Source organism: Acinetobacter tandoii (genome assembly GCF_008867985.1).
GTDB lineage: Bacteria > Pseudomonadota > Gammaproteobacteria > Pseudomonadales > Moraxellaceae > Acinetobacter > Acinetobacter tandoii.
This window is the reverse complement of sequence record NZ_VXLD01000010.1, coordinates 56,056-66,860: the sequence shown is the minus strand read 5'-3', so window position 1 is coordinate 66,860 and position 10,805 is coordinate 56,056. Positions and strand designations below refer to the sequence as shown.

Below are 10,805 nucleotides of genomic sequence, written 5' to 3'. Positions count from 1 at the left end.
TCCTCTATTTTTATGGGGACTATTTTGTTGTATTTTTGGCGGGGCAATGATCTTCGTGATCATCGACCATACCCACGGCTTGCATAAAGGCATAACAGGTCGTTGGCCCCACAAATTTGAAGCCTTTTTTCTTTAAGGCCTTAGACATTTGTTGGCTAATGTCAGTTTGTGCAGGTGCCGTTTTATAGTTCGGTACAGCATTCAAAATAGGTTTATGGCTGACAAAATTCCACAACCAATCCACGACATTTTCTTGTTGTTTTAGGCTTTGCCAAGCTTGAGCATTCTCTCGAATGGCTTGTAGTTTGCCAATGTGTCGAATGAGTCCAGCATCTTGTAATTTGGCTTCTAGGTCAGCATCGCTCAGCTCGGCAATCTGTTGAATCGGATACTGAAAAAAATGTTGGCGATAGCTTTCCCGTTTTTTCAGTACGGTAATCCAAGAGAGCCCCGCTTGCTGTCCTTCGAGACAAAGCATTTCAAATAAATGTTGTTCATCATGCACAGGTTGTCCCCATTCATGATCATGATAGGCAATGTAGAGAGGATCCTCGGTACACCAGCCACAGCGTTGTTTATTCATTGTTCCTCTCTATGTTGTTGTCGATTTATAAAGTGAAGTCTACCCATTGATCCGTCTTGTTATCCCAATAAGATAAGGACGCTTGTTGTAAGTCGTTAAACGAAATCCAGAAATCTTTGCCTGATTTGTCTGCAAAACCTGTACTAATCAACAGGGCATCTTCGGTAATTTCCATGACCCAGCCCTGATAGCTTTGTCCCGCAACCACAATTTTTTGTTGATTGCCTGATTCTGCAAATTCAACCAGACGATTCATCAACACTTCAGACATGTGTATTTCCTAAAAAAAATTAACGTAAATATGGAAAAGGATTGACCGCACCGCGGCCTTTGCCTTCTAAATAGATGCCATAATGCAAATGGGGTGCAGTATGTCGAGCATTTCCAGTGTTGCCTACATAGCCAATCAGATCGCCTTTTTTGACATAATCCCCAACGGCCAGTCCACGTTTGTGCTCATTTAAGTGTGCATAATAATGCCAAGAGCCACTTGGCCCCAACACCCAAATTACTTTACCACCCAAATTGTTATCGCGTAAGTCAGCAATTAATCCATCGGTAGTGCTATACACTTTGGTTCCACGTGGAGCCAAAATGTCGATACCTTCATGTCGACGCCCTTGGCTACGTGAAGCACCCCATGTATCGGTCAATTGTTTGGTTTTAATATTTTGCACAGGAATGGGTAAGTTCGATTTAAGCGGTGTGCGTTGTAGGTCTTGAACGGTAGAGAGCGGCAGCCCAGAGCCTGTTTTCTTGGGTGTCGAAGTACAGGCGGTGAGTACCAAAAAACTGATTGTTAAACTGCTAATCGCAAACTGACGAAGCACAATTTTTCCTTTTGATTATTGTGATTTTCAAGAAGCTAAACTTTCAGTTTCAGACTATGTCATATCTATAAGGCAGAGATCAATTTTTTCATGGCAGTAGGCAGCCCCATTTGTGTAGCTTTTTGTGGCGTGTACCATGTGCCTGAGAGTTCAATGGCAATATGCTCTTTTTGTTCTGGTTCCACGTGGAAACAAATCGCATCAAGTAACCAGGTAAAATGCGTAAAACTATGTGAAATTTGCGCATTCTTACTGTTTGGTTTTAGACCTAACATTTGTGTGGTTTGGGTCAATTCAGCATGGTCTTCATAGATGGGTAGACTCCATAATCCACCCCATAACCCAGTATTGGGGCGCTGTAACCATAGCCATTGATCTTGGCACTGCAATACCATGACTTGAGCCGATTTTACAGGAACGGCTTTCTTGGGTTTCTTATATGGCAGTTCTGTTTCTAAACCTTGTTGATGGGCTTTGCAATGTTGCTGCATGGGACAATACAGACATAGCGGTTTTTTTGGAGTACAGATGGTTGCCCCTAAGTCCATAATGGCTTGGGTATAGTCATGATTCCGTTGTTCTGGGCACAGTTGTTCTGCCAGTTGCCACAGGGCACGTTCATGGACAGGTTTGCTAAGATCATCTTCAATGGCAAAGAAACGGGCGAGTACGCGTTTGACGTTACCATCCATAATCACGCCATATTGTCGTAATCCCAAGGACATTAAGGCACCCGCCGTGGAGCGTCCGATGCCTGGCAGTGCCATCCATTCTTCTAAGCTGCTAGGGAAATGACCCTGCTGTGCCACAATTGCTGCGGCCTTATGCAGATTACGCGCACGCGCATAGTAGCCTAAACCTGCCCAGTAAGGAGCAACATCATCCCAAGAGGCACGGCCTAAATCTTCAACAGTGGGGAAGCGTTGCACAAAACGTGCAAAATATTGGAGTACGGTTTTGACTTGTGTCTGTTGCAGCATAATCTCAGAAACCCATACTTGGTAAGGATTATCTGCCACTTGCCAAGGTAGGTCATGTCGACCATGTAGATCGAACCAAGCTAATAGGGCATCTGAGAAAGAAAACGAAGACATGTGAACTCTATACAATTTCAAGCGACTTAGTATAGCGGAGCCGTACTGATTTTTGCTGAGTCCCGACAGGAAATTTAGGCATAAAAAAATGATGCGATCGCATCATTTTTTTATGGTGGCAGATTAAGCTTCGCTTAACATTCCCCAACGCGCATCGAGTTTTAGCGGTTGGTCATCGTAACGAGGGATAATGTGGATGTGCAAATGTTCAGATGCTTCACCAAATACCGAGCCATCGTTAAAGCCGATGTGAAAACCTGTAGGTTGATGACGAAGTTGTAGTTCATTGCGAGCCAGTTCTAAAAGCGACATTAAACTTTTACGTTCTTTGTCAGTGACATCAAAGAAAGAGCTGACATGGCGTAGAGGGATAATGACGCAATGTCCTTTAGAGAGTGCATTTGGTTCAGGTAGAATTACACCAAACTCATTTTTATCAATGATATCAAACTCATCAAAATTGCAGTATGGGCAGTTGTTCTCAGTCATTATCTTGTCCTCTTAATAAAGCATTCAAATTCAAAAATGATGTTGGATAAAACCAACATCCACGTTTCTATTTTTTTATTCAGCTAAACGACGTTGTAGTAGTTCATACATGGCTTCAAGCCCTTGTCGTTCCGCTTCAGCATTATAGCCTAAGTCTACACCATTGGCTTTGGCTCTTTCATCTGCTTGTGGGTTACTGAAACCATGCTTTGCATCTTCAAAGACAATGACTTCATGTGGGACTTGAGCGGCATACATTTCTTCACGGAAATGTGCAACATCATCTAAGCTGACCATGCTGTCGAGTTCACCGTGTAAGACCAAAATTTCAGCTTTAACTTGACCTGCTTGGGCAGGTGCTTGTGCTGACAGGTTGGCGTGGAAGGTCACGACAGCTTTCAGTTCAGCACCCGAACGTGCTAAATCCAAAATAACTTTACCTCCATAACAGAAGCCAATTGCAGCCAGTTTATCTGCATTTACTTCGGTTTGTGCAGCCAAAGTCGCTAAACCTGCTGACGCACGAGTCACAATGGTGTCTGGAGCTTGGAAGGTTTGCATCATCCATTCGTTGGCTTGTGCCGCAGATGTAGTGACATTTTTATCGCCATACATATCAATGGCAAAGGCTGCATAGCCATGTTCGGCCAGTTCGCGTGCACGTTGTTCTGTATATTCATTGCGTCCCCACCATTCAGGTGCAACCAAAACACCTGCAACAGGTTCAGCCGTGCTCGGTGCAGCAAAATATCCAATTAAGCGCGTCCCATCTGCAGCAGTGTATTCGATTTCACGCGTTTGAATGTTGGTGGTCATTCCTTAGTCCTTAGTATTATTGAGTATGAGAATTGAATGATTAAAGCATAAAATAATCCATGATTTTGAAAAAATCATGTCATGGCGCTGAAGAAGTGTAAAAAAACATCTATATATTTGGATTGATTTATTTAAACTATTGAAATTAAAAAAATGAATAAAAATCTTTGATTGGGTGAAAATAAAAAATATGAGTAGAACGCGCGGTTTCTATGCTTAAACTAGCCCTTTAAACATAAAAAAAAAGAAGGAAAAATCCTTCTTTTTTATGAAGTATATTTGATGACCGTATTCTAAGCTTTCCCTCTAGAAATAAAGCCGATGATCGCCAAAATGACGGCAACGACCAATAAGATCACCGCAAAGTCTTTGGATAACCCTGCAACACCACCAAAGCCGAGTAAGCTCGCAATTAATGCAATCACTGCAAAAATAATCGCCCAACGGAACATAAGTTTTCTCCATGTTGTTGTTGTCTTGCACTCAGTATAGGTTTGGATAGCGCTTTAAAATGTTGATCTTTTGTCTAAAAAATGTTCGCATATTGGAGTAAGTCTATGATTTAACGTAAAAGAGATTGCTGCATTGTTGCAGGATTTTATTGATATAATGATCATGTTATTTTTAGTTTTTGCCCACCATGTCTAGTGAATTACGCCCGCAGTTCTGGAAAAAATATCCGCTTGAAGCCCTGAATACTCAAGAGTGGGAGGCTTTATGCGATGGTTGTGGCTTATGCTGTTTGGTGAAATTAGAGGATGAAGATACGCAAGAAGTTGCGTATACCAAAGTCGCGTGCAAACTACTGGATTGTACAACTGCACGTTGCAGCAACTATCCTGAACGCTTGGATTATGTCCCAGATTGTATTCAATTAACGCCAGAGAAATTAAGACAGATTCACTGGTTGCCTGCGAGTTGTGCATATCGGCGTTTAAATGAAGGGAAAAGTTTACCTTCATGGCATTATTTAAATACAGGTTCGCGGCAGAGTGTCATTCAAGCCAGAAAGTCGGCAGCAGGTCGTTGTATCTCTGAGACAGAAGTCGATGAAGAACAGATCGACGAATATATTGTGCGTTGGGTACGTTAACCCGCAGATAAAACAAATTTTTAATTGATAATGATTCTTAATACGGATATTATTTGATCTCTTTAGAGGCTCTTCGAGGTCTGGTCGTGTTTCATTTCTCATGCAAGTCTGCACTGTTACTGATATGTGGCTTTAGCTTGCTGATTCATGCCGAAGTACAGGCAAAACCGAATCTAGCCCCCTTAAAAGCCAATATTGCAGAACAGGGCTCCGCCTACTATCAGTTTCAGGTGAAGTATTTCCAATCTGCCGATCAGCAGCGTCGTTATAAAGTCTGGTTAGGTCTTCCGCGCCAACAAACAGCAAGAGTCTCTCCTGCATTATTCATGCTCGACGGTAATTCGGCGATGTCTTATTTGTCTGAAGATGTATTGCAGCATTTAGCAACGCGTGAAGCACCAGTTTTGGTTGCAATTGGCTATGATACAGACTTGCCTTTTGATACAGCAGCACGTGCTTTGGATTATACCCCAACAGATGAAACTGGAAAAATGACAGCAGATCCCCGTCGACCTGAGCGCTTAAGTGGGGGCAGCATACAGTTCCGTGAAGTCTTATTCAGCCAAATTCAACCTTGGGTGGCTGGACAGATTAAATTAGATCCTCAACGGCAAGCTTTATGGGGACATTCTTATGGTGGGCTATTTGTATTAGATAGTTTGATACACGCGCAATACTTCAGTCATTATTTTGCGGCAAGTCCATCTTTGTCGTGGGCGGATGCCCGTATTCTGAAAAATATGCAAACTAAGGCAGTGTCGCATGATCAGGCCCAAACTTTATGGATTATGGAAGGGGATTTAGCACAACATCATCCTGCGACAAAAAGCCCAAATTTTAATCCGAAAACGGTGCAAGATAATCGAGATGTGATTGCACATTTTCAACAACAAGGGGTACAAAGCAAACTGTTGCTTTATCCAAATTTAAGTCATGGACAAATGTTTGCAGCCTCTTTGTTAGATATTTTAAATTACCAGCTATTCTAGTGGGATCTTAAACATTCAGGTATTCAGTCTGCTTGGCATTCCAGTGTAGACTAGAATCACCTTCATTGGCTGAAATAACCATATGTCAGACACTCAGATTCCGCTTCCAGAACGTCTTCGTCCTCGTGATTTGTCTGAAATTATTGGGCAAGATCATTTGTTGGGCGAGCAGGCACCTTTACGCCAGATGATTGATCAAGGGCATTTACCTTCAATTATTTTCTGGGGACCGCCTGGTGTCGGTAAAACCACCATTGCCTTGCTGTTGGCACAAGCGGTAGACCGTCCTTTTGTTAGTCTGTCGGCATTAAATACGGGCGTGAAAGAATTACGTGAAATCATTGCAGAAAGTGGTGATTTGCTGACCCCTGTGGTATTTATTGACGAAATTCACCGTTTCAACAAATCACAGCAAGACGCTTTATTGAATGCAGTGGAAAAGGGCAAGATTACGCTGATTGGTGCGACTACAGAAAATCCTTCCTTTGAAGTCAATAGCGCCTTATTGTCGCGTTGTCAGGTTTATACCTTAAATGCACTCAGTAATGAGGCGATTCAGGAACTGATGCTACGAGCGATACAACAAGATCATTTTTTAAAACAACGCTTTATTCAAATTGAAGAATTTGATGCCTTGTTACAGTTTGCCGCAGGAGATGCACGTAAGGCACTGAATTTACTCGATCTAATAGCCAGTACCTTTGAAGCAGACGTTGAAAATATCATCACCAATGCCATTGTCGTGCGTGTTGCACAGCAAAATATTGCGCGGTATGACAAATCAGGTGAACAGCATTATGACTTGGTTTCGGCCTTTATTAAGTCGATTCGCGGCAGTGATCCAGACGCGGCTTTATATTGGATGGCACGGATGCTAAAAGGCGGGGAAGACCCCGTATTTATTGCACGTCGCATGCTGATTGCCTCTTCGGAAGATATCGGCAACTCCAATCCGAATGCCTTGCTTTTGGCTGGAGAGTGTTTCCGTTCGGTGCAAGCGGTGGGTATGCCTGAAGCGCGGATTATTTTAGGACAATGTGCCGTGTATTTGGCGACCAGTGCCAAAAGCAACAGTACTTATCTGGCAATTAACAAAGCCCTCGATTTGGCAGAAAGAACGGCGAATTTGCCAGTGCCATTACATTTACGTAATGCCCCAACCAAACTGATGAAACAGCAAGGCTATGGGGTGGACTATTTATATCCGCATAACTACCCTGAGCATTTTGTCATGCAAGAATATTTGCCTCCAGAATTGAAAGGTACCAAGTTGTACGAATCTGCGCGTAATAAACGTGAAGTGGAAGGTGAGCGTTTACAGCAACGCCGTTGGATGCAAGAACAACAGCAGCAATAAGGCTGTGTAGTCCAAATAAAAAAGCCCGACATCCTGTCGGGCTTTTTCGTATGCGCTGCTTAGGTATAACTCCTGTCGTACCTCACATCCTGGTGGCGTCACTTATTATTATTGTTTTATGTTTTGGAACATCCTGTTCTCTATATCTCCATCATATGAAAAATATTGAACCTGATCTAGAAGACATCTTCCTGAATCTTTGTAAGCTGTAACCTACAAAGTGTTTATTTAAAATTGCCTTCAAGGAACTGTTTCAGTCGTTCACTTTTGGGATTGATCAGGACTTCTTTAGGGTCACCTTGTTCTTCAATTTTACCTTGATGCAAGAAAATCACATGGTTGGAGACATGCCGAGCAAAGCCCATTTCATGGGTCACCACAATCATGGTTCGGCCTTCTTCTGCCAGACTTTGCATGACCTTCAATACTTCTCCCACCAGTTCAGGGTCTAAAGCACTGGTCGGCTCATCAAACAACATGACTTCGGGTTCCATCGCCAATGCACGTGCAATCGCCACCCGCTGCTGTTGCCCACCCGATAAGAAGGATGGATATTTACTTTCTACACTTTCAGCCAGTCCCACTTTTCTTAAGTATTTACGCGCGCGTTCTTCCGCTTCGGCACGTTTTAAACCCAAAACATGAATCGGCCCTTCTACGATGTTTTCCAGTACGGTCATATGTGACCATAAATTAAAATGCTGAAACACCATCATCAGTTGGGTGCGCATTTTTTGTAACTGTTTTGGGCTAGTCGCTTTTAAATTGCCTGATTTGTCCAGTACAGTATTGAGTTGCTCGCCATTCAGTTGAATGGAACCTTGACTCGGTTGTTCTAAGAAGTTGATGCAGCGGAGGAAGGTACTTTTTCCTGAGCCTGAAGAACCAATAATACTAATGACATCGCCTGCGTTAGCATTTAGGGATACACCTTTTAGGACTTCATTGTCCCCGAAGGTTTTATGTAAATCACGAATCACCAGTTTTGCTGAGTTTTCCATCTATGTTTCTCCTAATGATTCGATGGTTTTAAAAACGCCAACCAGCGTTGTTCCAATTTACGAAAAATCCAAATCAAGATAAATGCCAAACATGCATATAAGATTGCCGCGATGCCAAAAGCATCAAACGTGGCATAGGTTGCCGCATTCACATCTCGTGCAATTTTCAAAATATCAGGCACGGTTGCGGTAAAGGCAATGGTGGTGGCATGCAGCATTAAAATGACTTCATTACCATAAAATGGCAATGCACGGCGTAACATGGATGGAATGATAATACGGGTATAACGTTTCCACGGAGACATGCCAAAGGCTTTGGCGGCTTCAATTTCGCCATAAGGAATAGAGCGAATCGCACCTGCAAAAATTTCCGTGGTATAAGCTGCGGTATTCAGCGCAAAAGCCAAAATGGTACAGTTGAGTCCTTCGCGAAAGAATTCATCCAGACGCTCATGGGCATGAATATAATCGAGGCTATAAATACCCGTGTAAATAATCAGTAGTTGTACATAAAGTGGCGTGCCACGAAATACATAGGTATAAAACCAAACAGGCAGGCGTAAAAATGGATTTTCTGATACGCGGGCAATGGATAGCGGGACTGCCACTACAAAGCCTATCGCAATTGAGAGCACCAAGAGCCATGCGGTCATGGCGACGCCTGTCATTTGAAAACCATCGGTCCAAAGGTATGACTGCCAATATTGTTGAAGAATTTCAATCATAGTTGTCCCTTTTTCACACCAACCGAGTAACGACGTTCTAACCACATCAAAATTAAATTTGAAATGGTAGTGATCGCCAGATAAATCACTGCGGCAATGACACTGAAGTAAAACACCTGCATGGTGCTACGACCTGCATCTTGGGTAATTTTCACAATATCGGTTAAACCAATGAGTGAGACCAGTGCGGTAGCTTTAATCAGGACTTGCCAGTTATTGCCAATACCTGGTAAGGCAAAACGCATCATTTGTGGAAATAAAACACGACGAAAGACTTGAAATGAAGTCATACCATAGGCATAAGCAGCTTCAATTTGTCCCTTGGGTACCGCCTGAAATGCACCCCGAAACGTTTCGGTGAAATACGCGCCATAAATAAATGCCAAGGTAATTACGCCTGCAACAAACGGATTGATATCAATTTGTTCCATTTGCAGTGATTCAGTAATCGAGTTTAGTCCCAGTTGCAGGCTATAAAATAGCAGCAGCATGATGACCAGATCGGGAACACTTCGAATGAGCGTGGTGTAGGCTGTCGCAACATAGCGGACAATTTTAAGACTAGAGAGTTTAGAACTTGCACCCACTAATCCAATCATGATGGATAGTAACAGTGATAACAATGCAAGCTGTATGGTCATCCAAGTGCCTTCAAGCAACACGGGACCATAACCAGACAAAAACATACTCATCTACTCCGAACAAAAACTATAAATAGAATATTGATGAAATTCAGTCGTATATAAAAAATGTCGGTTTAAAACCGACATTTTTGTCATCAATAAATACTGAAGGAGAAGTATTTTTTCTCGAGTTTTTTGTATGTTCCATCGGCAATAATGGCGGCTAAAGCACCATCAATGGCTTTTTTCAGATCAGCATCTTCTTTACGTAAGCCAATCGCGGCACCTACGCCAAGGGTTTTCGCATCGACCACGTTGCCACCTGCAAAGCCAAACGCTTTACCTTTTGGTGATTTAAGGAACCCACCATCAACCATAATGGCATCTTGTAATGTTGCATCTAGACGTCCAGACACCATATCTTGATAAAGGACATCTTGGTTTGGATAAGGCACTACATTGACACCTTTAGGTGCCCAATAGGCTTTTGCATAACTCTCTTGAATGGTACCCTGTTGTACACCCACACGTTTCCCTTTTAGGGACGCAGGGGTCGGCAATAATGGAGAACCTTTCTTCGCGACCATGCGGGTTGGTGTGTTGTAAATTTTATTACTGAAAGCAATCTGTTTTGAACGATCCGCAGTGACCGTCATTGAAGATAAAATGCCATCGAATTTTTTCGCTTTGAGCGCAGGAATCATCCCATCAAAAGAATTTTCCACCCAAACACATTTGGCTTTTAATTTGGCACAAATGGCATTACCTAGGTCGATGTCAAAACCAACCAATTTGTTGTCAGGGGTTTTATATTCAAAAGGGGCGTAAGCAGATTCCGTACCGAAACGAATGACTTTCCATTCTTTGGCTTGCACTGTGCTGCCAAGCGCTGTCAGCATTAACGTTGTTGAAAGTAATACTTTCTTTTGCCAGCTTTTCATCGTAAATATTAGCATCCGTAAAAAATCAAATTTCAAAAAATAAGACGAAGACAAATTTACTCCACCTTTTGCTTTGAAATAAAAGCAACATATATACCAAAATATCCATTTATTGGTGATTTATTCAGCTTTACGCCGTTGTAACGGTGGAAATTTGGGTATTTTCTACGGGCCAGAATAATTTTGTATTGCAATATCCTATTCGCAATCCTTGATCATATTTAAAATATTCCATAGCACATAGTGGAAAAACTCGGGAAGCTT

General features: G+C 42.4%; 14 protein-coding genes. 3 read left to right on the top strand and 11 right to left on the bottom strand.

Going from position 1 to position 10,805, the window contains the following annotated elements; genetic code table 11:
* Positions 1-19 precede the first annotated feature (19 nt).
* From F4W09_RS13475 to F4W09_RS13445, 7 genes are all read right to left on the bottom strand, one after another.
* The gene (locus F4W09_RS13475; RefSeq protein WP_151505083.1) at positions 20-583 is read right to left on the bottom strand and encodes a DNA-3-methyladenine glycosylase I; all 564 of its coding nucleotides are present in this window, start codon (positions 581-583) and stop codon (positions 20-22) included.
* Positions 584-608: 25 nt separating this feature from the next.
* Complete coding sequence (locus tag F4W09_RS13470) at positions 609-854, bottom strand: hypothetical protein (RefSeq protein ID WP_151505082.1); 246 nt, start codon at positions 852-854, stop codon at positions 609-611.
* A 19-nt stretch (positions 855-873) separates the two neighbouring features.
* Positions 874-1,413, bottom strand: a complete 540-nt coding sequence (locus F4W09_RS13465; protein WP_016168912.1) for a M23 family metallopeptidase — start codon at positions 1,411-1,413, stop codon at positions 874-876.
* A gap of 65 nt (positions 1,414-1,478) precedes the next feature.
* Positions 1,479-2,507, bottom strand: a complete 1,029-nt coding sequence (mutY, locus tag F4W09_RS13460; protein WP_151505081.1) for an A/G-specific adenine glycosylase — start codon at positions 2,505-2,507, stop codon at positions 1,479-1,481.
* 123 nt (positions 2,508-2,630) lie between these two features.
* Complete coding sequence (locus F4W09_RS13455; RefSeq protein WP_016168910.1) at positions 2,631-2,996, bottom strand: HIT family protein; 366 nt, start codon at positions 2,994-2,996, stop codon at positions 2,631-2,633.
* Between the two features lie 75 nt (positions 2,997-3,071).
* On the bottom strand, positions 3,072-3,812 hold the full coding sequence (locus tag F4W09_RS13450; RefSeq protein ID WP_151505080.1) for a dienelactone hydrolase family protein: 741 nt from the start codon (positions 3,810-3,812) through the stop codon (positions 3,072-3,074).
* Positions 3,813-4,105: 293 nt separating this feature from the next.
* Entirely contained in the window at positions 4,106-4,264 is a 159-nt protein-coding gene (locus tag F4W09_RS13445) for a DUF1328 domain-containing protein (RefSeq protein WP_016168908.1), read from the bottom strand.
* Between the two features lie 188 nt (positions 4,265-4,452).
* On the opposite strand from F4W09_RS13445, the gene F4W09_RS13440 reads away from it, so the two are divergent.
* The 3 genes from F4W09_RS13440 (at position 4,453) to F4W09_RS13430 (ending at position 7,251) form a co-directional block, all read left to right on the top strand.
* The gene (locus F4W09_RS13440) at positions 4,453-4,905 is read left to right on the top strand and encodes a YcgN family cysteine cluster protein (RefSeq protein ID WP_016168907.1); all 453 of its coding nucleotides are present in this window, start codon (positions 4,453-4,455) and stop codon (positions 4,903-4,905) included.
* 86 nt (positions 4,906-4,991) lie between these two features.
* Positions 4,992-5,894: an alpha/beta hydrolase gene (locus F4W09_RS13435; RefSeq protein ID WP_171492437.1), complete on the top strand. Its 903-nt coding sequence runs from the start codon at positions 4,992-4,994 to the stop codon at positions 5,892-5,894.
* An 82-nt stretch (positions 5,895-5,976) separates the two neighbouring features.
* A complete protein-coding gene (locus F4W09_RS13430; RefSeq protein ID WP_044738834.1) occupies positions 5,977-7,251 on the top strand; it encodes a replication-associated recombination protein A in 1,275 nt (424 codons plus the stop codon).
* Between the two features lie 224 nt (positions 7,252-7,475).
* Here the strand turns inward: F4W09_RS13430 and F4W09_RS13425 are convergent, their stop codons facing one another.
* From F4W09_RS13425 to F4W09_RS13410, 4 genes are all read right to left on the bottom strand, one after another.
* Entirely contained in the window at positions 7,476-8,252 is a 777-nt protein-coding gene (locus tag F4W09_RS13425) for an ABC transporter ATP-binding protein (protein ID WP_151505079.1), read from the bottom strand.
* 11 nt (positions 8,253-8,263) lie between these two features.
* Complete coding sequence (locus F4W09_RS13420) at positions 8,264-8,977, bottom strand: ABC transporter permease (protein WP_151505078.1); 714 nt, start codon at positions 8,975-8,977, stop codon at positions 8,264-8,266.
* Positions 8,974-9,663: an ABC transporter permease gene (locus F4W09_RS13415; RefSeq protein ID WP_151505098.1), complete on the bottom strand. Its 690-nt coding sequence runs from the start codon at positions 9,661-9,663 to the stop codon at positions 8,974-8,976. Before F4W09_RS13415 ends, F4W09_RS13420 begins: the two co-directional genes overlap by 4 nt.
* Positions 9,664-9,755: 92 nt before the next feature.
* On the bottom strand, positions 9,756-10,541 hold the full coding sequence (locus tag F4W09_RS13410; RefSeq protein WP_044738836.1) for an ABC transporter substrate-binding protein: 786 nt from the start codon (positions 10,539-10,541) through the stop codon (positions 9,756-9,758).
* Between the last annotated feature and the right edge of the window lie 264 nt (positions 10,542-10,805).

Excerpts from the sequence above, each read along its gene's own strand:
- F4W09_RS13410 (WP_044738836.1), bottom strand. The coding sequence starts at position 10,541 with ATGAAAAGCTGGCAAAAGAAAGTATTACTTTCAACAACGTTAATGCTG.
- F4W09_RS13420 (WP_151505078.1), bottom strand. The coding sequence starts at position 8,977 with ATGATTGAAATTCTTCAACAATATTGGCAGTCATACCTTTGGACCGAT.
- F4W09_RS13455 (WP_016168910.1), bottom strand. The coding sequence starts at position 2,996 with ATGACTGAGAACAACTGCCCATACTGCAATTTTGATGAGTTTGATATC.
- F4W09_RS13470 (WP_151505082.1), bottom strand. The coding sequence starts at position 854 with ATGTCTGAAGTGTTGATGAATCGTCTGGTTGAATTTGCAGAATCAGGC.
- F4W09_RS13445 (WP_016168908.1), bottom strand. The coding sequence starts at position 4,264 with ATGTTCCGTTGGGCGATTATTTTTGCAGTGATTGCATTAATTGCGAGC.
- F4W09_RS13450 (WP_151505080.1), bottom strand. The coding sequence starts at position 3,812 with ATGACCACCAACATTCAAACGCGTGAAATCGAATACACTGCTGCAGAT.
- F4W09_RS13440 (WP_016168907.1), top strand. The coding sequence starts at position 4,453 with ATGTCTAGTGAATTACGCCCGCAGTTCTGGAAAAAATATCCGCTTGAA.
- F4W09_RS13430 (WP_044738834.1), top strand. The coding sequence starts at position 5,977 with ATGTCAGACACTCAGATTCCGCTTCCAGAACGTCTTCGTCCTCGTGAT.
- F4W09_RS13425 (WP_151505079.1), bottom strand. The coding sequence starts at position 8,252 with ATGGAAAACTCAGCAAAACTGGTGATTCGTGATTTACATAAAACCTTC.
- F4W09_RS13415 (WP_151505098.1), bottom strand. The coding sequence starts at position 9,663 with ATGTTTTTGTCTGGTTATGGTCCCGTGTTGCTTGAAGGCACTTGGATG.
- F4W09_RS13475 (WP_151505083.1), bottom strand. The coding sequence starts at position 583 with ATGAATAAACAACGCTGTGGCTGGTGTACCGAGGATCCTCTCTACATT.
- mutY (WP_151505081.1), bottom strand. The coding sequence starts at position 2,507 with ATGTCTTCGTTTTCTTTCTCAGATGCCCTATTAGCTTGGTTCGATCTA.